This is a genomic window from Pseudomonas sp. NPDC087612, from assembly GCF_044743505.1.
Classification (GTDB): domain Bacteria; phylum Pseudomonadota; class Gammaproteobacteria; order Pseudomonadales; family Pseudomonadaceae; genus Aquipseudomonas.
The window spans coordinates 100,365-126,329 of the sequence record NZ_JBIUWO010000003.1 but is presented as its reverse complement, the minus strand read 5'-3'; the positions used below and the strand labels follow the sequence as shown (position 1 = coordinate 126,329).

Here is a 25,965-nt window from a genome sequence, read left to right as displayed (position 1 = left end):
GAAACAGCCCTGCACTCTAATAGCCTGGCGCCAGAAAAACAAAGCCCGGTCAATGGACCGGGCTGGGAGGGGAGCTGCTACAGCGCTGGTGTGTCTTGTTGTCTGGCATAGGCTTCAGCTCGCGCGTTGGTTTTCGATCAGGCGATCAGAGCCACCTTCTGCGACCTCGAAGCGTGCTTTCAGACGGTCAGAACCACCTTCGGCTACTTTGTAATACTGTTTCAGGCGATCAGCACCACCCTCGGCGACTTTGACCCGGTCGTTCAGGCGATCAGCACCGCCTTCGGCAACGCGGTTGTTACGGTCGATCAGGCGATCGGAACCACCTTCGGCAACGCGGTTGTTGCGGTCGATCAGACGATCGGAACCGCCTTCGGCCAGCGGGTTCAGCGGTTGCGCAATGACCGTCGAGCTCGAACGCGCTTCGGCGGTCAGCGCCTGGTCGGCGGCAGGTACGGCAAAGGCGTTGGCGGCCAGGATGGACAGGGACAGGCTCAGCAGTAATTGGCGTTTCATGATTCGGTGCTCCTCGGCGGGGCTGGAAAGTGGGTACGGAGCCAATGCTACGCCGGGAAACGCCAGATAAAAGTTCATAAAGATAATGGTAACAATCAACGCAATTGATGCTTCGCGCCAGCCGCTCTAGAACGTGGTTTGTGGCGCCATGAGCAACTGCGGCGGAGCCGTTACCGAGGTCGGCGAACACGCTAACAATCGACAAAAGTTGAGAAAAAGGTCAGAAAAAACCTGGTTATCATGGCCAATCGATTAAACCCCTCGGCGTTTCATCAGTCCGAACAGATAAGTGCCCTCAACGCGCCCGCTTTTTGCCATGCAGTCATCAGGAGAATCGTGCAATGACGCGCCCCGCCAAAATCATCACCTGGACCCTCGCCAGCCTGCTGCTGGTGCTGGCGGTGCTGGTGGTCGTCATCGCCACCTTCGACTGGAACCGGGTCAAGCCCACCCTTAATGCCAAGGTGTCCGAAGCGCTGCACCGGCCCTTCGCCATCAACGGCAACCTGGCGGTGCGCTGGCAGCGCGAGCCGGAGCAGGGTGGTTGGCGCGCCTGGCTGCCATGGCCGCACTTCATCGCCGAAGACCTGACCCTGGGCAACCCCGACTGGCTCAAAGAGCCGCAGATGGTCGGCCTCAAGCGCGTTGAGTTCCGCCTGGCGCCGCTGCCGCTGCTGCTGCAGCAGATCGTCATTGCGCGCATCGACCTCAACCAGCCGACCGCCAGCCTCAAGCGCCTGGCCGATGGTCGCGCCAACTGGACCTTCGACTTCGGGCCCAAGGATGAGCAGGCAGAACCGTCGAAGTGGGTGTTGGACATCGGCGCCATCGGCTTTGACAAGGGCCAGGTCAGCCTCGATGACCAGACCCTGAAAACCCGGCTGGACGTGCTCATCGACCCACTGGGCAAGCCGATCCCGTTCAGCGATATCGTCGGCAAGGCTTCGGCACAAAAGGCCGGTGCCGCCCAGGACTACGCCTTCGGCCTCAAACTCAAGGGTCGCTACAAAGGCCAGGCATTGGCCGGTACCGGCAAGATCGGCGGCTTGCTGGCCCTGCAGGACGCCTCGCAACCGTTCCCGCTGCAGGCCGACATGGCCATTGGCGATACCCGCATCGCCGTCGCCGGCACCCTCACCGACCCACGCAACCTCGGTGCCCTCGACCTGCGCCTGCGCCTGTCGGGCGCAAGCCTCGCTAACCTGTATCCGCTGACCGGCGTGACCCTGCCCGATTCGCCGCCCTACGCCACCGACGGTCATCTGACCGCCAAGCTGCATGAACCCGGTGGCGCGGTGTTTCGCTATGAAGGCTTCAACGGCAAGATCGGCGACAGCGATATCCATGGCGACCTGGCGTTCGTCTCCAGCCAGCCAAGGCCGAAGCTGACCGGCAAGCTGGTTTCCAACCAGTTGCTGTTCAAAGACCTCGCACCGCTGATCGGCGCCGACTCCAATGCCCAGCAGAAAGCTCGCGGCGGTGCCAGCAAGCAACCGGCAGGCAAGGTCTTGCCGGTCGAGGAGTTTCGTACCGAACGCTGGCGGACCATGGACGCCGACGTGACCTTCAGCGGTAAGCGCATCGTGCACAGTGCCGAGCTGCCGTTCACTGACCTGTCCAGCCACTTCGTCCTCGATGACGGTGTGCTGCGCCTGGAGCCGCTGCGCTTTGGCATCGCCGGCGGCAAACTCGACGCCCAGGTACGCCTCGATGGCCGTAGCGTGCCGTTGCAGGGCAGGGCGCAATTGAGTGCGCGCAACTTCAAGCTCAAGCAGCTGTTCCCGACCTTCGAGCCGATGAAGACCAGCTTCGGCGAGCTCAATGGCGACGCCGACATCAGTGGGCGCGGCAACTCGGTCGCAGCCTTGCTGGCCACCGCCAATGGCGACTTGAAAATGCTCATCAATGACGGTGCGATCAGTCGTGGCTTGATGGAAATCGCCGGGCTCAACGTCGGCAACTACGTGGTCGGCAAGCTGTTTGGCGACAAGGAAGTGAAGATCAACTGCGCGGCAGCCGATTTCGGCATCAAGGACGGTTTGGCCACGACCCGGGTGTTCGTCTTCGATACCGAGAACGCGATCATCTACATCGATGGCACGGCCAACTTTGCCAGCGAGCAACTGGACCTGAAGATCAACCCCGAATCCAAGGGCGTGCGCCTGTTCTCGTTGCGCTCGCCGCTGTATGTGCGCGGGCCGTTTGCCAAGCCCAGTGCCGGCGTGCAGGCGCTGCCGCTGGCACTGCGGGGTGCGGGGATGGTGGCGTTGGGCGTGGTTGCCGGGCCGGCAGCGGGGTTGCTGGCGTTGATTGCGCCAAGTGGTGATGTGCCCAACCAGTGCACACCGTTGCTGGAGCAGATGAAGGCTGGCAAGGCGCCGCGGGCGGTGAAGGCGGGGTAAATGTGTGGGGCGGGGCCGCTTTGCGGCCCATCGCTGGCAAGGCCAGCTCCCACAGGTCAGCGATGGGCCGCGGCGCGGCCCTTTGGCAAGAGGGGATCAGAGGCCTTGCAGCAAATCCGCCATGTCGTCGGCGTGCTCTTCTTCCTGGGCCAGGATATCTTCGAAGATGCGCCGGGTGGTCGGGTCGCTTTCGCCGATGTACTGGATGATCTCGCGGTAGCTATCGATGGCGATCCGCTCGGCGATCAGGTCTTCCAGGACCATTTCCTTGAGGTTGTTGCCAGCGACGTACTGGGCATGGGAGTTCTTGCTCAGGTTGTCGGGGTTCAGGTCCGGCTCGCCGCCCAGCTGGACAATGCGCTCGGCCAGCTTGTCGGCATGCTGCAGCTCCTGGGTGGCATGTTCGAGGAATTCGTCGGCGGCGACACTGGCCTTGATCCCGCTGGCCATGTAGTAGTGGCGCTTGTAGCGCAGGGCGCAGACCCACTCGGTGGCCAGCGACTCGTTGAGCAGGCGCAGGATTTTCTCCCGGTCGGCGCTGTAACCCTCGGTCACCGCGCCCTGCTCGACATGCTGGCGGGCGCGTTCGCGCAAGGTTTTAACATCGGTCAGTTCAACGTTGCTCATCATCATCTCCAGGCTGAAAACGGATCGATCTTCACGCTCTGTCGGCGCGCTGGTTACTTAAGCTGTGAGTCCCCGGCACGCGGAAAAGTTTTATAGCTTGGCCTTGGCCTTGTCGACGGCATCGTCGTCGACCTGGCGTTGTTCGCAGGTCTTGAAGCCCTTGGCGTCGACATGGCCGGTGGCGTCGAAGCGCACGTAGTAGGCCTGCTGCTTGCCGTCACGGTTGAGGATGTAGTTGTTGCAGGTACCGCCATGGGGCAGGTCGATCACCGTCGAGGGGCTGCCGCCAATGGCAATCACCCGCTGCATGGTCATGCCGTTCTCGACCTGCTTGACCAGCGGTTCCTCGTGGTAGGTGACGTAGTCCACCGGGTTCTCCGGCCGGCTGCCACAGGCGGCCAGGGTGGCGGTGGTCAGCAGAATGGCCAGGGTATGCTTGTACATGGTTGAGCTCCTTGCTGAGGGTCTATTGGCTTGGAACCCCAGCGAGCGGCGGGAGTTCGATTGCGATTGCCATCGAATTGCCTGTAGGGTTGGCCGACTGTCCACGGAACGGGGAATGCAGCCATGGCCCAAGGGCTCGCCACGCGTTATCCACTGCTGCTGGTGCCGGGCATGCTCGGGTTTGTCCGCTTGCTGCTGTATCCCTACTGGTTCGGGATCGTTTCGGCGTTGCGCCGGGGCGGTGCCCAGGTGTTTGCCGTGCAGGTTTCGCCGCTGAACTCCTGCGAAGTGCGCGGCGAGCAGTTGCTGCTGATCATCGCCGATATCCGCCAGCGTACCGGCGCCGACAAGGTCAACCTGCTCGGCCACAGCCAGGGCGCCCTGACCGCGCGTTATGCGGCGGCCAAACGGCCGGAATGGGTGGCCTCGGTCACCTCGATTGCCGGGCCCAATCACGGCTCGGAGCTGGCCGATCACCTGCATGACTATTACCCCGCCCACTCTGCCCGCGGCCGTGTGCTCAAGGCTTTGCTGCACGGGTTGGCGGTATTGATGGGTTGGCTGGAAACCGGCTGGCGCGGACCGAAACTGCCGATCGACGTGCACGCCTCGCACCAGTCGCTCACCAGTGCCGGCGTGGCGCGCTTCAACCAGGCTTATCCACAGGGTCTGCCGACGACCTGGGGCGGCGAGGGCCCGGCCCAGGTCAATGGTGTGCGTTACTACTCCTGGTCCGGCACCTTGCAGCCGGGCCTGACCGATCGCGGTCTCAACCGCCTGGATGGCAGCAACCGCTTCTGCCGCCTGTTCGCCCGCACCTTCGTACGGGAAAAGGGCCAGTGCGACGGCATGGTCGGGCGCTTCAGTTCGCACCTGGGCCAGGTGATCGGCGATGACTATCCGCTCGATCACCTGGACATCGTCAACCAGTCGCTAGGGGCGGTGGGCAAGGGCGCGGAGCCGGTGCGGCTGTTCACCGAGCATGCCGCCAGGCTCAAGGCTGCGGGGCTGTAGCGCGGCGGTGCAGGGGTGTTTTCCAGCGTTCGGCGAGGATCACCCCGACCAGGGTCAACACCCCGCCGACCAGGTGATAGAGCGCCAGTTGCTCGCCCAGCACCATGGCGGCGATCACTGCCGTGACTGCCGGTAGCAGGTTGAAGAACAGCGTCGTGCGGCTCGGGCCGAGGCGGCTGACCGCCTGCATCCAGGCCAGCGGCGCGATCATCGAGGCCAGTACGCAGGCATAGATCACCAGGCCGATATTGCCAGCGCCCAGGCCGGTCTTCGGTGAGAGCACGAACAGCGGAAACAGCACGATGATCGCCACCAGCACCTGCAGGTACAGCAGTTGCAGCGGCGCGATGCGCAACTGCCACTTTTTCAGCAGGGTGCTGTACACCGCATAGGCCAGGGTGGCAATCAGCATCAGCGCATCGCCACTGTTTACGCCGTGTTGCACCAACGCCGCCAGATCACCGGCCGAGACCACCACCAGCACACCGACGAACGACACCACGGCGCCAATCAGCGCGCCGATGGTCAGCCGCTGGCCGAGGCTGATGATCGCCAGGGCCAGGGACATCAACGGCATCAGCGAGAGGATGATGCCCATGTTGGTGGCGCTGGTGATGGCGGCGGCGAAGTAGGCCAGGCTCTGGTACACCGCCATGCCAAGCACGCCGAGGATGAAGATCTTGCCCAGGTTCGGGCCGATGGCTGCCCAGTTGCGCAACACCGGGCGCAGCAGGAAGGGGGTGAACAGCAGGCCCGCCAGCAGCCAGCGATAGAAGCCGATCTCGGCCGGGAAGATCGCCCCGGCGGACATCTTGGTGACCACGGTATTGCCGGCCCAGATGAAGATTGCCAGTAACGGAAACGCATAATTCATGAAACGGGAACTCTTGAGGATACAGGCGGCAATTATCCACTTGTCTGTCCCGTTGCTTATACTTGTATCCAGACAACCTGCGCATAGATCCAGACAGCATGCCGATAAAGTACCTGAACATCCCGCAATTCGAGACCTTGCCGGCCCCGGTGTACTTTCGCTATGACGAATTCGGCGCCGACACCCATAGCGCCGCCCACCGGCACGCCTGGGGCCAGCTCAACTATGCGGCCCACGGCATCATGCACCTGGAGATCGCCGGCCAGCGCTTCATCTCGCCGCCGCACTATGCGGTGTGGGTGCCGCCCGATACCGAGCACAGCTGCTACAACCCCCAGGCCATTGTCTATCGCTCGGTGTACCTGGATCGCGAGGTGTGCAAAGGGCTGCCAGGCGAGCCTTGCACCTTGGTGATCAGTGACATACTCAAAGCCATACTCGGCGATTTTGCCGCCCGTGACGTCAAGGTGCCTGAAGATGAAGCCGACCAGCGTTTGGCCCAGGTGCTGGTTGACCAACTGCGCCGCGCCCCGGCCCAGACCTGTTACCTGCCCTACGCTCGAAGCGCCGGTTTGGCTGAAGTATTGCAGGCGCTGCACGCCGAGCCTGGCGACAATCGCCCGCTCGGCCATTGGGCGGCCAGCGTGCATGTCAGTGAACGCACCCTGGCCCGGCAGTTCATTCGCGAGCTGGGCATGAGCTTTGGCGAATGGCGCCTGCGCCTGCGCTTTTTGCGTGCTATCGAGGCCCTGGAGCAGAACCTGCCGACCCAGCAGATTGCTTTCGACCTGGGCTACAGCAGCGCCTCGGCATTTATCGCCATGTTCCAGCGCCAGGCCCATTGCACCCCGGAGCAGTACCGGCGGCAGGCTCGCGCTGGAGGTTTGTAAGAATATTTGTCTACACTTCGGCCAAGGCTGCGCGTGGTGCGCAGCGACCAGGAGAAAACGCCATGAAGATGGTGCGTGTGCCGTTGCTGTTGCTCGGTTTGCTGATGTGTTCCCAAGGATTTGCCGCCACGGCGCAACAGGAGAAAATGAAAACCTGTAACGCCGATGCCACCACCAAGGCGCTCAAGGGCGACGAGCGCAAGGCGTTCATGAGCACCTGCCTGAAAGCCAAGCCTGCGACCCAGCAGGACAAAATGAAAACCTGCAACGCCGACGCCACCACCAAAGCGCTCAAGGGTGATGAGCGCAAGGCGTACATGAGCGACTGCCTGAAGAAAAAGTAACCTGCGTCAGTTGGCGTAAGTCACCGACTCCAGCCGGTCCAGGCCCTGGCCGATAAACAGCGAGAACGGCCGGCCGGCGTGGTCGGCCAGCTCCCGGCAGTCACTCTGGAGCATGCTGATGCGCTGGTCGGTGCCTGAGTAGAGGTTAACGCTCTGCTTGCCCAGCGAGCCGATTTCGAAGGCCATCTCGAACGGGCCGTACGGATTGCGCTGCAGCATCCGTTCGGCTTGCCAGGCCTTGATCTGGCCGTTGCGGATTCGTTCCTTCAGGACCGGATCCTTGAAGTCGAACTGTGCAGGCACCGTGGCATAACGCATCTGACCGTACTCGATGACCACCTGCGCACGTTCCGACGGGCCTTCCTCGAGCTGCACGATCGACCTGAGCTTGAATGGTCCGCGCGAGACTTCGGCCAGCACGTGGCAGGTGATGATGCTCGCCACTTCGCTTTTTTTCTCGGCGGCCTGGATGCTGTCCATGAGGGTGGCGGTGGAAAGCGCTTCGATACGGCTGCCAAGCTTGATCTCGAGGGTGACCGGGCCCTTGATCTTTTCCAGCGCCTCGCGCCAGACCTGGTACTGGGGCTCCAGTGACTGCGGTTCAAGGGTGACGTCGACTTCCCAGGACGTGGCCGCTCGGGCCCGGGGGATTTCGTCGAACAACTCGCGCAGGGCCTGACGCTTACCGGCATCGAGCGAGCGCGAGACGCTGATGAGCAAGTCCTGGCGGTGGTCATTGTCGAGTTCGACCTCGACGTCTTTCGGGTCGATACCGAGTTTCAGGATGGCCTGGTACAGGTCATCGCCGTACTGCTGTTTGAGGTCGCCATAGTAGGCGCTTACCGGCTGGGCGAAATGCAGGGTGGCGAAATCTTCCGAACAGCCGCCAAGCAGCAACAGGGGAAGCAGGACAAGCAGTTTGCGCATGGTTTTGAACTCTGTGCCTTGAAGGTGGGAAGGCACAGAGGGATTCCTGTTTCGCCTGCCTGCGAATGCGCCAGCGCGGCGCCGCCATTCCATTGGGGGCGGCAATCATAGAAACATCAGGGCGGCATTACCAGCCGCAACGCCGCTGCGTGCCACTATGCCTGCCGGGCGAAGGCTGGCAGACTGCCGGTTTTCCATGCCGTCGCCTTTCGAGGTTGTATGACCTTTACTCAGCGCCAGATCACCCTGGCCAGTTGGATCATCGTCTTCACCGGCCTGTTGCTGGTGTTGCCGCTCAAGTTGCTGCCAAGCCTGTTGGCCGGGCTGCTGGTGTTCGAACTGGTCAACATGCTCACGCCCAAGCTGCAGCACCTGATTGCCGGGCAACGGGCGCGCTGGCTGGCGGTCGCGCTGCTCGGCACCCTGGTGGTCAGCACCCTGACCTTGCTGTTTGCCGGCGCCATCAGTTTTTTGCTGCACGAGGCTGAAAACCCCGGGGCATCGCTGGACAAGTTCATGCTCCTGGTCGACCAGGCGCGCGGGCAACTGCCGCCGTTCATCGACGCCTACCTGCCGGCCAGTGCCTCGGAGTTCAAGGTGGCCATCGGCGAATGGCTCAAGACCCACCTGGGCGAGCTGCAACTGGTGGGCAAGGGCGCGGCGCACATGTTCGTCACCTTGCTGATCGGCATGATCCTCGGCGCCATCGTCGCCTTGCAGCGCATTCCCGACATCTCCAAGCGCAAGCCCCTGGCGGCGGCGCTGTTCAACCGCCTGGCGCTTTTGGTGCAGGCGTTTCGCAACATCGTCTTTGCGCAGATCAAGATTTCCCTGCTCAACACCTTCTTCACCGGCATCTTCCTCGCCGTGGTGCTGCCGCTGTTCGGTGTGCACCTGCCGCTGACCAAGACCCTGATCGTGCTGACCTTCCTGCTCGGCCTGCTGCCGGTGATCGGCAACCTGATGTCCAACACCCTGATCACCATCGTCGGCCTGTCGTTGTCGATCTGGGTGGCGATGGCGGCGCTGGGTTATCTGATCGTTATCCACAAGGTCGAGTACTTCCTCAACGCGCGGATCGTTGGCGGGCAGATCAGTGCCAAGTCGTGGGAGTTGCTGCTGGCGATGCTGGTGTGCGAGGCGGCGTTCGGGCTGCCGGGGGTGGTGGCCGGGCCGATCTATTACGCCTATTTGAAGAGTGAGTTGCGCCAGCAAGAGCTGGTGTGATCTGAAGGCTATCGCCGGCAACGCCGGCTCCCACAGGGATAGTGTGCAGCAATACTTTGTGGGAGCCGGCGTTGCCGGCGAAAGGGCCGCAACGCGGCCCCGGCTATCTCAACCGTATCGCTTGCGCGCCTCGATCGCCAAGCCGCTGCCAATGCTGCCAAAGATGTTGCCTTCGACATGCCGGGCATTGGGCAGCATCGCCGCCACGCTCTGGCGCAGCGCCGGAATGCCGCTGGAGCCGCCGGTGAAGAACACCGTATCGACCTGCGCCACACCCACGCCGGCCTTGGCCAGCAGCTCGCTGACACTGCCGCGCACGCGCTCGAGCAGGTTGTCGATCGACTCTTCGAACAGCGCCCGGGTCAGATCGACGCTGAGCCCCGGCTGCACCCGCTTGAGGTCGACCAGGCGGCGGTCGTTGTGGGTCAGTTCGATCTTGGTCTCTTCCACTTCCATCGCCAGCCAGTGCCCGGCGCGCTGTTCGATCAGCTTGAACAGGCGGTCGATGCCGTCGGTGTCTTCGATGTCGTAGCGCATGCTGCCCAGGGCCAGCTGGGATTTTTGCGAGTACACCGAGTTGATGGTGTGCCAGGTGGCCAGGTTCATGTGGTGGCTGGTGGGCATGAAGGCGCCGCTTTTCATCCGGCTGCCGTAGCCGAACAGCGGCATCACGCCCTGCAGGCTCAGCTGCTTGTCGAAGTCGGTACCGCCGATGTGCACGCCGCCGGTGGCGAGGATGTCCTGCTGGCGGTCGTCGAGCATGTGCCGCTCCGGGGCCAGGCGTACCAGGGAGAAGTCCGAGGTACCACCGCCGATGTCGACGATCAGCACCAGCTCTTCGCCCTGGATGCTCGACTCGTAGTCGAATGCGGCGGCAATCGGTTCGTACTGGAACGAGACGTCCTTGAAGCCGATTTTCTTCGCCACTTCTGCCAGGGTGTCCTCGGCTTCCTGGTCGGCGGCCTGGTCGTCATCGACGAAATGCACCGGGCGGCCCAGCACTACCTCGTCGAAGGCGCGGCCGGCATTGGCCTCGGCGCGCTTTTTCAGCTCGCCGATGAACATGCCCAGCAGGTCCTTGAACGGCAGCGCGGTGCCCAGCACGCTGGTGTCGTGCTTGATCAGCTTGGAACCCAGCAGGCTCTTGAGCGAGCGCATCAGGCGGCCTTCATAGCCTTCGAGGTATTCGTGCAGGGCCAGGCGGCCGTACACCGGGCGGCGCTCCTCGATGTTGAAGAACACCACCGACGGCAGGGTGATCTTGCCGTCTTCCAGGGCGATCAACGACTCCACGCCCGGGCGGTGCCAGCCGACGGTGGAGTTGGAGGTGCCGAAGTCGATGCCGCAGGCACGGGCCGGGGATGCTTGACTCATGGATTGTACTTCCGGGGAAAAACGGCCGCGCAGTTTATGCCAGCTGGCAGCAGAATCAAGACCGATTATCTGCTTTGCGGCAAACCCATGGGCACCTTGAAAGGCTATGCTTGACCCCAATCTACACAAGCATTCGATTAACCCATGGTGATTCCTTAGATGGACTTCAAAGACTATTACAAGATTCTTGGCGTTGAGCCCACTGCGGATGACAAGGCGATCAAGACCGCCTACCGCAAGCTTGCGCGCAAGTATCACCCCGACGTCAGCAAAGAGCGTGACGCCGAGGAGAAATTCAAGGAGGCCAACGAGGCCTATGAAGCCCTGAGCAGCCCGGAAAAACGCGCCGAGTACGACGAGCTGCGCAAGTACGGCCAGCATGGCCGGCCGTTCCAGGGCCCGCCGGGCTGGCAAAGCCGTGGTTCGGCAGGTGCCGAGGGCTTCGGCGACGGTGGCGATTTTTCCGATTTCTTCAGCTCGATCTTCGGTTCGCGCGGTGGCAACGGCAATCCTTTTGGCCGCGGCCAGCAACGCAGTGCCGGACGGCGGGGGCAGGACGTGGAAATGGAACTGGCGATTTTCCTTGAGGAAACCCTGTCCAGCGAATCCAAGCAGATCAGCTTCCAGGTGCCGCAGCACAACGCCAGCGGCCAGCGCACCGGCTTCACCACCAAGACCTTGAACGTGAAGATCCCGGCCGGCGTCAGCGACGGCGAGAAGATCCGCCTCAAGGGCCAGGGCGCCCCGGGCGTTGGTGGCGGCGCCAATGGCGACCTGTTCCTGACCATTCGCATGGCACCGCACCCGCTGTTCGATGTCGAAGGTCATGACCTGATCATCACCGTGCCGCTGGCTCCGTGGGAAGCCGCATTGGGCACCAAGGTCGAGATGCCGACCCTGACCGGCAAGGTCAACCTGACCATCCGTCCGGACAGCCAGAACGGCCAGCGCCTGCGGATCAAGGGCATGGGCCTGAGCAACAAGCAGGGCCAGCGTGGCGACCTGTATGCGCAATTGAAAGTGGTGATGCCGAGCCAGTCCGATGCCGCTGCCCGTGAGCTGTGGAGCAAGTTGTCGGAAAAGGCCGCGTTCAACCCGAGGACACAATGGAGTAGCTGATCATGAGCAGTACCCTGATCGTTCAACTGGACATGCAGACCCTCTGTCAGGAAGCCGATCTGCCGGCGGCCTACGTGATCGAAATCGTCGAACACGGCATTGTCGAGCCTTCCGGGCGAACGCCGGAAGACTGGCTGTTTGACGATCAGGCGCCGGTGCTGGCCAAGCGCGCGGCCAAACTGCATCACGATTTGCAACTGGAGTGGGAAGGAGTGGCGCTGGCGCTGGAGCTGCTGGAAGAAGTGCAGCAGCTGCGTAGCGAGAACAGCATGCTCAGGCAGCGCCTGGGGCGGTTTGTGCAGGGCTGATCGCGGGGCGCTTCTACAGGATCACACAATCTCTGTGGGAGCGGGCTAGCCCCGCGATGAGTCCCTAAAGCAATTTGTAGTACAACGCTGTCGGCCGATAAACCCCATCCGGCCCACAGGCGTAGTCGGGAAGCTCGCCAGCCTTGCTGTACCCCAGCGAGCGATAAAAGTCCTCGGCCCCGGAGCCGGCCTCGGTATCCAGGTAAAGCATGCCGCGCTGTTTTTGCCGCGCCGTCAGTTCCAGCGCCTGGATCAGTTGCTGGCCCAGGCCGCGACGCCGCGCGGCACTGTGCACCAGCAGCTTTTGCACTTCGGCGCGGTTCAAGCCGTTGGGTTTCAGACATAACCCGAGCTGCACACTGCCGAGCACTTCCTTGTCCTTGCCCACCACCCACAGCAACAGCTCGCCGCTGACCAGGCGCTGGCGCACCTCTTCGAAGTAGTGCTCGGCCTGCTGCGCATCGATATCCGCCAGAAACCCCACCGAAGCCCCGTGTTGCACGGCATCGAGCAGCAACGCCACCAGGCCGTCGCGGTAATAGGCAAAGCTTTCATGGGTTACACGGTTGAGCTGCGCAGCATTCACAGGCGTCACTCCATTGTCGGCGGCGGGGCATCGGGGTTGAGGATCAACTGCATGAAGGTCAGGTCCAGCCAGCGGCCAAACTTCACCCCGACCTGGGGCATCTGCCCGTTGAGGGTGAAACCCAGGCGCTGGTGCAGGCGAATCGAGGCGCTGTTGCCGCTTTCGATGGCGGCGACCATCACGTGCTTGTTGCAGGCGCGGGCCCGTTCGATCAGCGCTTGCATCAGCCTGGGGCCCAGGCCGTTGCCGCGCTGGTCGCTGCGGATGTACACCGAGTGCTCGACGGTATGGCGAAAGCCTTCGAACGGCCGCCAGTCGCCAAACGAAGCATAGCCCAGTACCTGCTCGCCAGCGTCGACCGCCACCAGGATCGGGTAGCCCTGGTACTGGCGGGCGTCGAACCAGGCCTGGCGGTTGGCGAGGTCCACCGCTTGCTCGTTCCAGATCGCCGTAGTGTTGAGCACGGCATCGTTGTAGATCTCGCGAATGCCCGGCAGGTCGGCAGGCACAGCATCGCGCAGCAGGTAAGTCATGGCAGGTTCTCGAACAGGGGCACGGTGATCGGCTCAGGTTAAATGGTTACCAGGCCGCGCACACCCTCGGCTTGCATATTTTCGCCACGCCCGGCCTGGATGATTTCGCCGCGTGACATCACCAGGTACTGGTCGGCAAGCTCGGCGGCAAAGTCGTAGAACTGCTCGACCAGCAGGATCGCCATGTCGCCACGGGCAGCCAGCCTGGCGATCACCGCGCCGATCTCCTTGATCACCGAAGGCTGGATGCCCTCGGTGGGTTCGTCGAGGATCAGCAGCCGCGGCTGGCTGGCCAGGGCACGGCCGATGGCCAGTTGTTGCTGCTGGCCGCCGGAGAGGTCGCCGCCACGGCGCTGCTTCATCTGCTCCAGCACCGGGAACAGCTCGTAGATGAACGCCGGCACGCTCTTGGCCTGGCTGGCGCCGAAGCGCGACAGGCCCATCAGCAGGTTCTCCTCGACCGTCAGGCGCGGGAAGATCTCCCGGCCCTGGGGCACGTAGGCGATACCGGCGTGCACCCGCTGGTGCGGCTTGAGCGTAGTGATTGCCTGGCCTTCCCAGTGCACGCTGCCTTCACGGGTGGGCAGCAGGCCCATCAGGCAGCGCAGCAGGGTGGTCTTGCCGACGCCGTTGCGCCCGAGCAGGCAGGTGACCTCGCCGACTTTGGCCTCGAACGACAAGCCACGCAGGATGTGGCTGCCGCCGTAGTATTGGTGCAGGGAATCGATTTTCAGCATGTTGTCGTCCTGTGTTGGCCTCATCGCCCCAGATAAACCTCGATTACCCGGTCATCCGCCTGCACCTGCTCCAGCGAGCCTTCGGCCAGCACGCTGCCCTGGTGCAGCACGGTGACGTGGTCGGCGATGCTGCCGACAAAGCCCATGTCGTGCTCGACCACCATCAGCGAATGCTTGCCGGCCAGGCGCTTGAACAGTTCGGCGGTGAACTCGGTTTCGGCATCGGTCATGCCCGCCACCGGCTCATCGAGCAGCAGCAATTGCGGGTCTTGCATGAGCAGCATGCCGATCTCGAGGAACTGCTTCTGGCCATGGGAGAGCAACCCGGCCTGGCGCTGGGCCGAGCCGCTCAGGCGAATGGTCTGCAGGATCTCGTCGATACGGTCGTGCTGCTCGCCGCTCAAGCGCGCAACCAGGCTGGCCAGCACCGACTTGTCGGCCTTCTGCGCCAGTTCCAGGTTTTCGAACACGCTCAGCGCCTCGAACACCGTCGGCTTCTGGAACTTGCGGCCGATCCCGGCCTGGGCGATCTGCACTTCGCTCATGCGCGTCAGGTCCAGGGTGTCGCCGAACCAGGCCTTGCCGCTGGTGGGCCGGGTCTTGCCGGTGATCACGTCCATCAGCGTGGTCTTGCCAGCGCCGTTGGGGCCGATGATGCAGCGCAGTTCACCGACGCCGATGTACAGGTTGAGGCTGTTGAGCGCCTTGAAGCCGTCGAAGCTGACGTTGATGTCTTCCAGGGTCAGCACCGTGCCGTGACGCACGTCCAGGCCTTCGCCGCGGCGCTGGCCAAGGCCGATGGCATCGCGGCCGCTGCCGGCGTCGAGGATCGGTTCAAGCATGAATTCCGGGTGCACCGGCGCTAGCGGGATGGCTCTCATTGTTCGCCCCTTTTCTTCAGCAGACCGACCACGCCCCGTGGCAGGTACAGGGTCACCAGGATGAACAGCGCACCCAGGCAGAACAGCCAGTACTCGGGAAAGGCCACGGTGAACCAGCTTTTCATGCCGTTGACCAGCCCGGCGCCCAGCAGCGGCCCGATCAGCGTGCCGCGCCCGCCGAGGGCCACCCACACCGCAGCTTCGATGGAGTTGGTCGGCGACATTTCGCTGGGGTTGATGATGCCTACTTGCGGCACGTACAGGGCCCCGGCCAGGCCGCACAGCACCGCACTCAAGACCCAGACGAACAGCTTGAAACCACGCGGATCGTAGCCGCAGAACATCAGCCGGTTCTCGGCATCGCGCAGCGCGGTCAATACCCGGCCGAACTTGCTCCGGGCCAGGCGCCAGCCCAGGTACAGGCTGGCCACCAGCAAGGCGACGGTAAGCAGGAACAATACTGCGCGGGTGCTTTGCGCAGTGATTTCAAAGCCGAGGATGCTGCGAAAGTTGGTGAAGCCGTTGTTGCCGCCAAAGCCGGTTTCGTTGCGAAAGAACAGCAGCATGCCGGCGAAGGTCAGGGCCTGGGTCATGATCGAGAAGTACACGCCCTTGATCCGCGAGCGGAAGGCGAAAAAGCCGAACACCAGCGCCAGCAACCCCGGCGCCAGCACCACCAGGCACAGGGCCCAGGCAAAGTGCTGGGTGCCGGCCCAGTACCAGGGCAGCTCGCTCCACGACAGGAAGGTCATGAACGCCGGCAAGCCATCAGCGGCCGCTTCGCGCATCAGGTACATGCCCATGGCATAGCCGCCGAGGGCGAAGAACAGGCCATGGCCCAGCGACAGCAGCCCGGCGTAGCCCCAGACCAGGTCCAGGGCCAGGGCGACGATGGCGTAGCAGAGGATCTTGCCGACCAGGGTCAGTGTGTAGGCCGAGACCTGCAGGCTGTGCCCGGCGGGCAGCAGCGACAACAAGGGCAGGGCCAGCAGCACCAGCAGCACAGCGGCGCCGATGGCCAGGGTCCAGCGCGGGCCGGCCTTCTGGCTGGCGGATACAAGCAGAGGCTGGTTCATCAGTCGATTACCCGTCCCTTGAGCGCGAAGAGGCCTTGCGGGCGTTTCTGGATGAACAGAATGATCAGCGCAAGGATGAGGATCTTGCCGAGCACCGCACCAATCTGCGGCTCCAGCAGCTTGTTGGCGATGCCCAGGCCGAAGGCCGCCCAGAGGCTGCCGGCCAGCTGGCCGACGCCGCCGAGCACCACCACCAGGAACGAGTCGATGATGTAGCTCTGGCCTAGGTCCGGACCGACGTTGCCGATCTGGCTCAGGGCCACGCCGCCGAGCCCGGCGATCCCCGAGCCGAGACCAAAGGCGAGCATGTCCACCCGCCCGGTGGGCACCCCGCAGCAGGCGGCCATGTTGCGGTTCTGGGTGACCGCGCGCACGTTCAGGCCCAGGCGCGTGCGGTTGAGCAGCAACCAGGTCAGCAGCACCACGAACAGGGCGAAGGCGATGATCACCAGGCGGCTGTAGGGCAGCACCAGGTTAGGCAGCACCTGAAGGCCACCGGAAAGCCAGGCCGGGTTGGCCACTTCGACGTTCTGCGCGCCGAACAGCAGGCGGATGGCCTGGATCAGGATCAGGCTGATGCCCCAGGTCGCCAGCAGGGTTTCCAGCGGCCGCCCGTACAGGTGGCGGATCACCGTGCGCTCCAGCAGCATGCCGACCCCGGCGCTGAGAGCGAAGGCCACCGGCAGGGCGATCAGCGGGTAGAACTCGATGGCTCCGGGGGCGTAGCGCTGCACCAGTATCTGCACCACGTAAGTGGCGTAGGCGCCGAGCATGAGCATCTCGCCGTGGGCCATGTTGATCACCCCGAGCAGGCCGAAGGTGATCGCCAGGCCCAAGGCCGCGAGCAGCAGAATCGAGCCTAGCGACAGGCCGCTGAAGGCCTGGCCGAGCAACTCGCCGAACAACAGCTTGCGCTTGACCTGGGCCAGGCTGGTTTCGGCGGCGGTGCGCACCCCGGCGTTGTTTTCGACACCGGGTGTGAGCAAGGCCTCCAGGCGCGTGCGGGCCATGGGATCGCCGGTTTCGCCGAGCAGGCGCACCGCGGCCAGGCGTACCGCCGGGTCGCTGTCGACCAGTTGCAGGTTGGCCAGGGCCAGGCCGAGGGCGGCATGCACGGCGGCGTCTGCTTCGCTGGCGAAGCGCCGGTCGAGGAAGGCGACCTGGGCCGGCTGTGCACTTTTTTGCAGTTGCTGGGCAGCCGCCAGGCGCACTGTGCTATCTGCGCTGAGCAACTGATGGCTGGCCAGGGCGTTATCCACAAGCCCGCGCAGGCGGTTGTTCAGGCGCAGCTTGCGGGTGTCGCCGGCGGCGATGCGGCCTTGTTGCAGGGCGCTTAGCAGCTCAAGACGGGCCGGGTCCGGTTGCGCCGCCCAGTCCTGGAGCAGGCGCGCCTGCTCATTGGCCTTGGCGGCGATGAAGTAGTCGGCATCACTTGCCTGGGCGGCTAGCGGCAGCAGCAGGAGAAGGCCGAGGAAGAGGCGCTGGAGGGCCTTGGGCATAGCGGGATCCGTCGCGGTTGTGGAATGTCTCAGGGCCTCATCGCTGGCAAGCCAGCTCCCACAGGCATTGCAGTGTCTGTGGGTATGCGCGGTCCTTGTGGGAGCTGGCTTGCCAGCGATGGGCCGCAAAGCGGCCCCGACAACTCAGTTGCCCTTCACCGCATAATCCGGCCGCTTGTCGTTACCTGGAATGAACGGGCTCCACGGCTGCGCTCGCAGCGGTTGCTCGGTTTCCCAGACCACACTGAACTGGCCGTCATCCTGGATCTCGCCGATCATTACCGGCTTGTGCAGGTGGTGGTTGCTCTTGTCCATGGTCAGGGTGTAGCCCGATGGCGCCTTGAAGGTCTGCCCGGCCAGGGCTTCGCGGACTTTGTCGACATCGGTGGACTTGGCTTTCTCGACCGCCTGGGCCCACATGTGGATGCCGACGTAGGTGGCCTCCATCGGGTCGTTGGTCACCGCCTTGTCGGCGCCCGGCAGGTTTTTGGCCTTGGCGTAGGCTTTCCAGTCGGCGACGAACTGGCTGTTGACCGGGTTATCCACCGATTCGAAGTAGTTCCACGCCGCCAGGTGTCCCACCAGCGGCTTGGTGTCGATGCCGCGCAGTTCTTCCTCGCCTACCGAGAAGGCCACCACCGGCACGTCGGTGGCTTTCAGGCCCTGGTTGGCCAGCTCCTTGTAGAACGGCACGTTGGAGTCGCCGTTGACCGTGGAGATCACCGCGGTCTTGCCGCCAGCAGAGAACTTCTTGATGTTGGCGACGATGGTCTGGTAGTCGCTGTGGCCGAACGGCGTGTACACCTCTTCGATGTCCTTGTCGGCCACGCCCTTGCTGTGCAGGAAGGCGCGCAAAATCTTGTTGGTGGTGCGCGGGTAGACGTAGTCGGTACCGAGCAGGAAGTAGCGCTTGGCGGCGCCGCCGTCTTCGCTCATCAGGTACTCCACTGCCGGGATCGCCTGCTGGTTGGGCGCGGCACCGGTGTAGAAGACGTTCGGCGACATCTCTTCGCCTTCGTACTGCACCGGGTAGAACAGCAGACCGTTGAGCTCTTCGAACACCGGCAGCACCGACTTGCGCGACACCGAGGTCCAGCAGCCGAACACCACCGCGACCTTGTCCTGGGTCAGCAACTGGCGGCCCTTTTCGGCGAACAGCGGCCAGTTCGACGCCGGGTCGACCACCACCGGTTCCAGCAGCTTGCCGTTGACCCCGCCCTTGGCGTTGATCTGCTCGATGGTCATCAGGGCCATGTCCTTGAGCGAAGTCTCGGAAATCGCCATGGTCCCCGACAGCGAATGCAGGATGCCGACCTTGATGGTCTCGGCGGCCTGGATGCTCCAGCTCAGGCCCATCGCCGCGATGGACGCGCTGAGGGTAAAGGCCTTGATCAGACTGCGACGCTTCATAGTGCTCTCTCCATGGAATCGGATGTTCTGTTGGGCAGATGGCGACTTCGCCCAAGAGCGTTAGCAAGGGCTGTGCCGAGTGGCGCGCAGCTGTCTGGGGCGGGGTTTGCACGGCGATTGGCGATGGCGGGCGAGCATGCTTGCACCGTGATGGCGCTGTGCCCGGTGCGCGGCAAACAAGTCTGCACAGCTTTGGTTCGCGCAGGTATCATCGCCGCCTTTGAACGCAGTTCAGGGATGACGACAGTGAACAGATTCGCCCGTGCAGGGATGGTGATGGCCGGCGTGTGGGCCGCGATGGGGCAGGTACAGGCCAGTGAGCCGTCCTCGCTGTATTTTCGCTGCAGCATGACCAAGGCGCAGTACGCCACGGTCATGGCCGCCCGGCCGGGCGAGGCCGCGGCATTCACTGACTGGCAGCAGTGGTTCGATAGCAAGGAAATGTACGGTGGCGGCAAGGTCGATACAGACGACCTGCGGCCGATGCCGGCCGAGACCCTTAGCCAGATCGCCGGCGGCAGCCGTTACGGCTCGCTATCGGAGTACGACGAAAAAACCGGCGTGTGGCGCTTCGCCCTGCTGCAGTTCAGCGAAAACTACGGGGCGATGATCTCCATGCTGGCGCCACTGCGCAGTGTCGCGCCGTACTGCGCCGCCGACTCCGACAGCTTCATGCTGGTCTACTCGTACATCTGGGGTGACGGCGACAACGCCTACCTGACACTCAACGGCCGCAGCCAGTTCGCCGAGGCACCGACCCCAGCGCAACGCGCCGAGGCCGATGCCGTGCTGGCCGAACTGCTCAAGGCAGCAGAAGGCTGAGCCTCTCTGAGCTCGGTTTGATCAGTATTCACCCACGGAACAAGGAAAGACCCGATGGAAGCTTCGTCGCTGTACATTCGCTGTAACCTCAACCCCGCTGCCTATCAGGCCGCGATGAGCGCGCCGGTGGCCAACCCGCGGCAGTTCGACGACTGGCAATGCTGGTATGACAGCAAAGACGCGTACGGCCCGGGCGAACTCCCCGCCGAGGACCTGGATCGTACCGCCTCCTGCAGCCTGGGTGATCTGATCGAAGGCTGGGTTGAGTTTTCTGCGGGCAACAGCAGTCATTACGATGAGCAGGCCGGGGTGTGGACGTTCGCCGTGCTGGAGTTCACCGACAATTATGGCGAGATGCTGCAACTGCTGGCGCCGCTGCGGCAACTGGCGCACTACGCCGAAGTCGACTCGGACAGTTTTCTAGTTATCCTTCCTTACATCTGGGGTGGTGACATCAATGCCTGCCTGAGCCTTGGCCAGGGCCGCAGTGTGTTCATCGACGGCCCGAGCGAGGCGCAACGAGCCGAAGCCGACGCCGCACTGGAACAGCAGTGGGACCGTGCGGCGTCGGCATACGAACAAGAAGGCTTGAAGTTCGACTGATCAGTTGTCGGCGTTGGCGGTCAGCAGCGCGCGATTGCGCCGCACGAACTGGTAAGTGACGGTCAGCAGCACGAACCACAACGGCGTGACGATCAGCGCCTGGCGGGTGTCGTGCTCAAGGCTCAGCAGCACCAGGATGAAGGCGAAGAACGCCAGGCACACCCAGCACATCAAGCGCCCGCCAGGCATCTTGTACTTCGAGGCCTGGTGCAGCGCGGCGCGCTGTTTGCGGTAGTTCAGGTACGACAGCAGGATCAGCGACCAGACGAACATGAACAGGATCGCCGACACCGTGGTCACCAGGGTGAAGGCTTCGACCAGGTCCGGAATCACGTACATCAGCAGCGCCCCGGCCAACAGGCAGGTGCACGAGAACAGCAGGCCGCTGGCCGGTACGCTGCGCTTGGACAGCTGCTCGAAACGCTTGGGTGCATCCCCCTGCTGGGCCAGGCCGAAGAGCATGCGGCTGGTGGAGAATACGCCACTGTTGGCCGACGAGGCCGCCGAGGCCAGCACCACGAAGTTGATGATGCTGGCCGCCGCCGGCAGGCCGGCGAGCACGAACAGCTCCACGAACGGGCTCTTGCCCGGCACCACGTCACGCCACGGCGTCACCGCCATGATGGTGATCAGCGCCAGCACGTAGAAGACGATGATGCGGATCGGGATCGAGTTGATTGCCCGTGGCAGGTTGCGCTCCGGGTTCTTCGCTTCGGCGGCGGTGGTGCCCACCAGTTCGATGCCGACAAAGGCGAACACGGCAATCTGGAAACCGGCAAAGAAGCCCATCAGGCCATGGGGGAACATGCCCTGGTCGTTCCACAGGTTGGCAAGGTCCGCGGTGCGTCCGGCCGGCGACTGGAAGCCGGCCATGACCATGTACAGGCCGGTGCCGACCAGGGCGACGATGGCGATGATCTTGATCATGGCGAACCAGAACTCGATCTCGCCGAACATCTTCACCGTGATCAGGTTCAGCGACAGCAGCAGGCCGACACAGGCAATCGCCGGCGCCCACTGCGGCAGGTCGGGGAACCAGAACTGCGAATAGGCCGATATCGCGATGACGTCGGCGATGCCGGTGATGATCCAGCAGAACCAGTAGGTCCAGCCGGTGAAGTAGCCGGCCCAGGGCCCGAGCAGGTCGGCCGAAAAATCGATGAACGACTTGTAGTTGAGGTTCGACAGCAGCAACTCGCCCATGGCGCGCATGACGAAGAACAGCATGAAGCCGATGATCATGTAGACGAAGATGATCGACGGGCCGGCCAGGCTGATGGTCTTGCCCGAGCCCATGAACAGCCCGGTACCGATGGCGCCACCGATGGCGATCAGCTGGATATGGCGGTTGGACAGGCTGCGTTGCAGGTGGTCATGGTTTTCCGGCGTGGGGTGTTGCGGGGGCAGGTTCGCGGTCATAGGCAGGCATTCCGTTGAGTTCAGTCTTGTTGTGCGCCGCTAGGCTAACACGCGCCTTCCTGGCGCTAGCGCGACAATACGTCTCAACGCGGGGGCGGTGTTGACCGTGATCAACGTCGGCGCATCAGGCCGATAAAGAACAGACCGCCAATGGCGGCAGTGGCGATGCCGATCGGCAGGTCCTCGGGCGAAATCAGCGTACGTGCGGCGACGTCGACCCAGATCAGGAACAGGCTGCCCAGCAGCAAGCACACCGGCAGCAGGCGGCTATGCTCGGCGCCGACCAGGCGCCGGGCGATGTGCGGCACCATCAGGCCGACAAAGCCGATCGAGCCGCTGATCGCCACCAGCACGCCGGTCAGCAGCGAGCAGATCAGAAACGCCAGCAGGCGCACCTTGCGCGCGTTCAGGCCAAGGGTCACGGCGGTCTGCTCGCCGGCCATCAACGCATTCAGCGAGCGGGCCATGCCCAGCAACAAGGCCAGGCCGAGCAATACGCTGATCGCCGGAATCGGCAGCAGCTCCCAGCGCGCCAGGCCCAGGCCACCGAGCATCCAGAACATCACTGCCGAGCTTGCCCGGTGGTCACCGAGAAACAGCAGCAGGTTGGCCGCCGCCATCATCACAAAAGCCACGGCCACGCCGCACAGCAGCAGGCGGTCGCTGTCCAGGCGGCCGTGGCGGCTGGCAATGGCCAGCACCAGCAGCATGCTGCACAGCGCGCCGATAAAGGCGGCCAGGGGCAAGGTCAGCACGCCGAGCAGCTCGCCGATATGCAGCACCACCAGTACCGCACCCAGGGTTGCCCCGGAAGTGACGCCGAGCAAGTGCGGGTCGGCCAGCGGGTTGCGCGTCACCGCCTGCAGCACCGCGCCGATCATCGCCAGCCCGCCGCCCACCAGCGCCGCCAGAAGCATGCGCGGCACGCGGATCAGCCAGACGATATGTTCCTGGCCCGTGGTCCACGCCGGTGTCTCGGGGGTAACGCCGAACAGCTTGAACAGCAGCACGCGCCACACCACCTCGACCGGCACCGGTGCCGAGCCAAAGCCCAGGGACACCACGCAGGACACCAGCAGCAGGGCCAACAGCGCGAGCAGCAGCAACCGCTGCCGGGAGTTTGCCGACCTCATGCGCCGTGCAGGCTCTTGGCGATGGTCTCGATGGCTTCGACGTTCTCAAGGCTCGGCGTGGCCGCCACGTAGGGAATGACCACGAAGCGCTTGTTGCGGATCGCCTCCACCGATTGCAGGGCCGGATGCTGTTCGAGGAATGCCTGTTTCTGCGCGGCGCTGACTTCGCCGTAGTCGACGATGACGATGACCTCGGGGTTGCGCTCGACCACGCTCTCCCAGTTGACCCGGGTCCAGCTGGCTTCGATGTCATTGAGCACATTGCGCCCGCCGGCGGCGGCGATCAGTGCCTCGGGCATGCCCAGGCGCCCGGAGGTCATGGCCCGGTCTTCACCGCTGTCGTAGAGGAACACCCGTGGACGCTCGGCCGGCAACTGCTGCTGGACCACGGCAACGCGCGCTTGCATGTCGCCGATCAACTGCTCGGCACGCGCCTGCACGTCGAAGATCCTGCCCAGGTTGCGCAGGTCGGTGTAGGTGTCGTCGAGGCTGGCTGCCGGGCGCTTCATGACAAAGGCGCAGGATTCAGTCAGCTCGTACACCGGGATGCCCAGCGGCGCCAGGCTTTGCGGGGTGAGGTCGCCGCCGACGCGCATGCCGTAGTCCCAGCCGGCGAACAGGAAGTCGACATTGGCGTTGAGCAGGGTTTCCACCGACGGGTACTTGGCCGCCAGTTCCGGCAGGCCGTCGAGTTGCTTGCGCAGCTGCGGGGTGACCGCCTTCCAGCCGCTGACACCGCTATAGCCGACCATGCGCGAACGCAGGCCGAGGGCGAGCATCATCTGGGTCATGTTGATGTCGTGGCTCAGGGCATGCTCCGGGGCCTTGGTGAAAGTCACCTGGCGGTTGCAGCTTTGCACCGTCAACGGGTATTGGGTGGCCTCGGCGAAAGCGCCGGGGCTGGCCAGCAGCAAGGCCAGGCCGAGCAACAGGATGGATCGAATCATCGCTGGGTTATCCAGGTAAGGCGAGGGTGGTCAGCCAGAGGGTGGCGGTCGATCAGCGCTTGTACGCCGAACACCGCCTGCAGCAATTCGGCGGTCAGCACCTGGTCTGGCGTGCCGCTGGCGACGATGCGGCCGTGGTCGAGCACGTACAGGCGATCGCAAAAGGCCGCCGCCAGGTTCAGGTCATGGATGCTCGCCAGGGTGCCGATGCCCAGGCGCCGCACCTGCTGCAGCAGCTCCAGCTGGTAACGCGGGTCAAGGTGATTGGTCGGCTCGTCGAGGATCAGCACCTGCGGTTGCTGGACCAGAGCCCGGGCGAGGATCACCCGCTGTTTCTCGCCACCGGACAGGCTGGCGAAGGTGTGGTCGTCAAAGCCCTGCAGGCCGACTGCCTGCAAGGCGTCCTGGACCCGTTGGCGATCGGCCGGGCTGTCGCCGTCGAACAGGCCTTTGTGCGGCGTGCGGCCCATGGCCACGACTTCCTCGACATTCAGGCCGAAGGCATCGGGAAACTCCTGCAGCACCACGGCGATACGCTGGGCGCACCAGCGCGGCGACTGCTGCCACAGGTCATGCTCGCCCAGGCGCACCTGGCCGCGTTCCGGCTTGTTGAAACGGTAGGCGCAGCGCAGCAGGCTGGTCTTGCCGCTGCCATTGGGGCCGATCAGGCCGACGAACTCGCCGGCGCCGACCTGCAACTCGACGTCGCGCAGCTGGAACTGGTGGTGGCAATGGCCGTGGCCCAGGGGCGACCAGTGCAGGTCGCTGATACTCAGGGTGCTCATCAAGGTCCTGCGGGCCTGCGGGCGATGACGCCAAAAACAGGCCCGTGTCGAAAACGGGCGCTCATGTTAGCGGATTTGTCCGCGCCAGCGGTTGTGCATAACGATCCACCAGCCACACCAGCAGCATCGAGCCGCCCACCAGCGGGAAGGCCGCCCCCAGAATCAGCATGATCACGGTCGCGGTCTTCCAGCGCGGCAGGTCATGGCGCAGCGGCGGTACACCGAGGCCACCTTCGGGGCGGCGTTTCCACCACATCACCAGGCCGCTGACCGAGCCGAGCAGGATCATCAGGCAGATCAGCAGGACAATAAGCTGGTTCAGCGTGCCGAACATCTTGCCTTCGTGGAGCATCACCCCAAGCTCGGTGGCCCGGGCGACGTTGCTGTAATCCTGCCAGCGTACGTCCACCAGCACCTGGCCGGTGTACTGGTCGACATGCAAGGTGGCGTCGTTGCGCGGGTCGTCGGCGAACACGGCAATGGTGTACACGCCTTCGGCACTGGTTGGCAGGGTAATGCTGTAGCCAGGTTCGACGCGGCGGGTAGTGGCCAGCTCTTCGATCTGTTGCAGGCTGACCTGCGGCGCCGCCGGGGCGCTGGAGCCCATGCTGTGGCCGGCATGCTCGGCGTGGGCGGCGGATTGCGGCATCGGTGTGTTTTCCATGGCCCAGGGCACGGTCTGGCGGCTGGCGCTGTTGAGCGCCCGGGCTTGCTGGTCGGACTGCGGCACGTCGTTCCACATTGCTGCCGGAAAACGGTTCCACAGGTCGGCGTACTGCTTGCCCCAGAAGCCGGTCCAGGTCATGCCGCTGAGCAGCATCAACAACAACAGCGCCGCGCCCCAGAAGCCTGTGACCGCATGCAGGTCGCGCCACAGCAGGCGGCCACGGGCGTTCAGGCGAGGCCACAGCACACCGGCGCTGCGCTTGCCGCGCGGCCACCACAGGTACAGGCCCGAGACCACCAGCACCACGCCCCAGCCGGCGGCCAGTTCCACCAGGCGATCGCCAGTGGTGCCGATCATCAGTTCACCGTGCAGCGCACGGGCCACGGCCTGCAGGTTGCTTTTCGCGTCCTGTTCGCCGAGCAGCTGGCCGCTGTAGGGGTCGACGAACACATTCAATTCACGGCCAGCGTTGTGCACCACGAACTGGGCACTGCGATCACTGGCGGTTGCCGGCAGGTACTGGCTGACCTGGCCCTTGGGGTAAGCCTGCTGCACCTGTTGCAGCAGGCTGTCGGCGTTGTGCCGGTGATGCCCGGCCTCGACCACCATCAAGTCGCGATACAGCAATGGGTCGAGCTGCGGTTTGAACAGGTAGATGATCCCGGTGATCGCCAGCAGGATCATGAACGGCGCGACGAACAACCCGGCGTAAAAATGCCAGCGCCACGCCAGGTTGTAGAAGGATATGTGCGGTTTGCTCATGCAGCGCTCCCGTGTTGCCTGGGTAAGGCGCGATCAACG

General features: G+C 63.9%; 27 protein-coding genes. 9 read left to right on the top strand and 18 right to left on the bottom strand.

Translation table 11 applies throughout. From position 1 onward, the window contains the following. Positions 1–114: 114 nt before the first annotated feature. Positions 115–516 carry a hypothetical protein gene (locus tag ACIOVF_RS06880; protein WP_401288408.1) on the bottom strand — a complete coding sequence of 134 codons (402 nt, stop codon included), beginning with the start codon at positions 514–516 and terminating at the stop codon, positions 115–117. A 341-nt stretch (positions 517–857) separates the two neighbouring features. Between ACIOVF_RS06880 and ACIOVF_RS06875 the strand changes: the two genes are divergently transcribed. Beyond that, positions 858–2,918, top strand: coding sequence for an AsmA family protein (locus ACIOVF_RS06875; protein ID WP_401288405.1), 2,061 nt, complete (start codon positions 858–860; stop codon positions 2,916–2,918). Positions 2,919–3,014: 96 nt separating this feature from the next. Here the strand turns inward: ACIOVF_RS06875 and ACIOVF_RS06870 are convergent, their stop codons facing one another. Further along, positions 3,015–3,545, bottom strand: coding sequence for a bacterioferritin (locus tag ACIOVF_RS06870; protein ID WP_045196913.1), 531 nt, complete (start codon positions 3,543–3,545; stop codon positions 3,015–3,017). Positions 3,546–3,635: 90 nt separating this feature from the next. Then, positions 3,636–3,989, bottom strand: a complete 354-nt coding sequence (gene osmE, locus ACIOVF_RS06865; RefSeq protein ID WP_045196915.1) for an osmotically-inducible lipoprotein OsmE — start codon at positions 3,987–3,989, stop codon at positions 3,636–3,638. Between the two features lie 123 nt (positions 3,990–4,112). On the opposite strand from osmE, the gene ACIOVF_RS06860 reads away from it, so the two are divergent. Next, complete coding sequence (locus tag ACIOVF_RS06860; protein WP_045196917.1) at positions 4,113–5,003, top strand: triacylglycerol lipase; 891 nt, start codon at positions 4,113–4,115, stop codon at positions 5,001–5,003. Here ACIOVF_RS06860 and ACIOVF_RS06855 read toward each other — a convergent pair. Continuing rightward, positions 4,984–5,877: a DMT family transporter gene (locus tag ACIOVF_RS06855; protein WP_045196919.1), complete on the bottom strand. Its 894-nt coding sequence runs from the start codon at positions 5,875–5,877 to the stop codon at positions 4,984–4,986. The two genes, ACIOVF_RS06860 and ACIOVF_RS06855, sit on opposite strands and share 20 nt — an antisense overlap. A gap of 98 nt (positions 5,878–5,975) precedes the next feature. Here ACIOVF_RS06855 and ACIOVF_RS06850 point away from each other — a divergent pair, with 98 nt between their 5' ends. Together ACIOVF_RS06850 and ACIOVF_RS06845 are read left to right on the top strand one after the other, a co-directional pair. Continuing rightward, a complete protein-coding gene (locus tag ACIOVF_RS06850; RefSeq protein WP_045196920.1) occupies positions 5,976–6,767 on the top strand; it encodes a helix-turn-helix transcriptional regulator in 792 nt (263 codons plus the stop codon). Positions 6,768–6,829: 62 nt separating this feature from the next. Continuing rightward, positions 6,830–7,111, top strand: a complete 282-nt coding sequence (locus ACIOVF_RS06845) for a PsiF family protein (protein WP_045196923.1) — start codon at positions 6,830–6,832, stop codon at positions 7,109–7,111. 6 nt (positions 7,112–7,117) lie between these two features. Here ACIOVF_RS06845 and ACIOVF_RS06840 read toward each other — a convergent pair whose 3' ends face one another. Next, on the bottom strand, positions 7,118–8,038 hold the full coding sequence (locus tag ACIOVF_RS06840; protein ID WP_156160190.1) for a hypothetical protein: 921 nt from the start codon (positions 8,036–8,038) through the stop codon (positions 7,118–7,120). Positions 8,039–8,257: 219 nt separating this feature from the next. On the opposite strand from ACIOVF_RS06840, the gene ACIOVF_RS06835 reads away from it, so the two are divergent. Beyond that, entirely contained in the window at positions 8,258–9,265 is a 1,008-nt protein-coding gene (locus tag ACIOVF_RS06835; RefSeq protein ID WP_045196927.1) for an AI-2E family transporter, read from the top strand. Positions 9,266–9,373: 108 nt separating this feature from the next. On the opposite strand, the gene ACIOVF_RS06830 is transcribed toward ACIOVF_RS06835, so the two are convergent. Then, positions 9,374–10,639 (bottom strand): Hsp70 family protein, encoded by a 1,266-nt coding sequence (locus ACIOVF_RS06830; protein WP_195885570.1) that lies wholly within the window; start codon positions 10,637–10,639, stop codon positions 9,374–9,376. Between the two features lie 159 nt (positions 10,640–10,798). On the opposite strand from ACIOVF_RS06830, the gene cbpA reads away from it, so the two are divergent. Continuing rightward, entirely contained in the window at positions 10,799–11,758 is a 960-nt protein-coding gene (gene cbpA / locus ACIOVF_RS06825) for a curved DNA-binding protein (RefSeq protein WP_045196930.1), read from the top strand. A gap of 2 nt (positions 11,759–11,760) precedes the next feature. After that, positions 11,761–12,066, top strand: coding sequence for a chaperone modulator CbpM (locus ACIOVF_RS06820; RefSeq protein ID WP_045196932.1), 306 nt, complete (start codon positions 11,761–11,763; stop codon positions 12,064–12,066). Positions 12,067–12,130: 64 nt separating this feature from the next. Here ACIOVF_RS06820 and ACIOVF_RS06815 read toward each other — a convergent pair whose 3' ends face one another. From ACIOVF_RS06815 to urtA, 7 genes are all read right to left on the bottom strand, one after another. Further along, a complete protein-coding gene (locus ACIOVF_RS06815; RefSeq protein ID WP_401288394.1) occupies positions 12,131–12,652 on the bottom strand; it encodes a GNAT family N-acetyltransferase in 522 nt (173 codons plus the stop codon). A gap of 5 nt (positions 12,653–12,657) precedes the next feature. Further along, positions 12,658–13,185 carry a GNAT family N-acetyltransferase gene (locus ACIOVF_RS06810; RefSeq protein ID WP_401288391.1) on the bottom strand — a complete coding sequence of 176 codons (528 nt, stop codon included), beginning with the start codon at positions 13,183–13,185 and terminating at the stop codon, positions 12,658–12,660. Positions 13,186–13,223: 38 nt separating this feature from the next. Then, positions 13,224–13,922: an urea ABC transporter ATP-binding subunit UrtE gene (urtE, locus tag ACIOVF_RS06805; RefSeq protein WP_401288388.1), complete on the bottom strand. Its 699-nt coding sequence runs from the start codon at positions 13,920–13,922 to the stop codon at positions 13,224–13,226. 20 nt (positions 13,923–13,942) lie between these two features. Next, positions 13,943–14,803: an urea ABC transporter ATP-binding protein UrtD gene (gene urtD / locus ACIOVF_RS06800; RefSeq protein ID WP_401288385.1), complete on the bottom strand. Its 861-nt coding sequence runs from the start codon at positions 14,801–14,803 to the stop codon at positions 13,943–13,945. Then, positions 14,800–15,879, bottom strand: coding sequence for an urea ABC transporter permease subunit UrtC (gene urtC / locus ACIOVF_RS06795; protein ID WP_093376627.1), 1,080 nt, complete (start codon positions 15,877–15,879; stop codon positions 14,800–14,802). The genes urtD and urtC overlap by 4 nt, the downstream gene beginning before the upstream one ends. Next, on the bottom strand, positions 15,879–17,378 hold the full coding sequence (gene urtB / locus ACIOVF_RS06790) for an urea ABC transporter permease subunit UrtB (RefSeq protein ID WP_401288381.1): 1,500 nt from the start codon (positions 17,376–17,378) through the stop codon (positions 15,879–15,881). The genes urtC and urtB overlap by 1 nt, the downstream gene beginning before the upstream one ends. 144 nt (positions 17,379–17,522) lie before the next feature. Continuing rightward, entirely contained in the window at positions 17,523–18,788 is a 1,266-nt protein-coding gene (gene urtA, locus ACIOVF_RS06785; RefSeq protein ID WP_195885576.1) for an urea ABC transporter substrate-binding protein, read from the bottom strand. Between the two features lie 246 nt (positions 18,789–19,034). On the opposite strand from urtA, the gene ACIOVF_RS06780 reads away from it, so the two are divergent. Next, positions 19,035–19,610 (top strand): hypothetical protein, encoded by a 576-nt coding sequence (locus ACIOVF_RS06780; RefSeq protein ID WP_256326692.1) that lies wholly within the window; start codon positions 19,035–19,037, stop codon positions 19,608–19,610. Positions 19,611–19,664: 54 nt separating this feature from the next. Next, complete coding sequence (locus ACIOVF_RS06775; protein ID WP_038997400.1) at positions 19,665–20,213, top strand: hypothetical protein; 549 nt, start codon at positions 19,665–19,667, stop codon at positions 20,211–20,213. Here ACIOVF_RS06775 and cycA read toward each other — a convergent pair whose 3' ends face one another. From cycA to ACIOVF_RS06750, 5 genes are all read right to left on the bottom strand, one after another. Next, entirely contained in the window at positions 20,214–21,632 is a 1,419-nt protein-coding gene (gene cycA / locus ACIOVF_RS06770) for a D-serine/D-alanine/glycine transporter (protein WP_401288377.1), read from the bottom strand. A 110-nt stretch (positions 21,633–21,742) separates the two neighbouring features. Then, positions 21,743–22,765 carry an iron ABC transporter permease gene (locus tag ACIOVF_RS06765; protein ID WP_045196952.1) on the bottom strand — a complete coding sequence of 341 codons (1,023 nt, stop codon included), beginning with the start codon at positions 22,763–22,765 and terminating at the stop codon, positions 21,743–21,745. Continuing rightward, complete coding sequence (locus ACIOVF_RS06760; RefSeq protein WP_045196954.1) at positions 22,762–23,712, bottom strand: ABC transporter substrate-binding protein; 951 nt, start codon at positions 23,710–23,712, stop codon at positions 22,762–22,764. The genes ACIOVF_RS06765 and ACIOVF_RS06760 overlap by 4 nt, the downstream gene beginning before the upstream one ends. After that, the gene (locus ACIOVF_RS06755; RefSeq protein ID WP_195885579.1) at positions 23,709–24,497 is read right to left on the bottom strand and encodes an ABC transporter ATP-binding protein; all 789 of its coding nucleotides are present in this window, start codon (positions 24,495–24,497) and stop codon (positions 23,709–23,711) included. The genes ACIOVF_RS06760 and ACIOVF_RS06755 overlap by 4 nt, the downstream gene beginning before the upstream one ends. Positions 24,498–24,558: 61 nt before the next feature. Continuing rightward, complete coding sequence (locus ACIOVF_RS06750; protein WP_401288372.1) at positions 24,559–25,926, bottom strand: PepSY-associated TM helix domain-containing protein; 1,368 nt, start codon at positions 25,924–25,926, stop codon at positions 24,559–24,561. Positions 25,927–25,965: the final 39 nt, after the last annotated feature.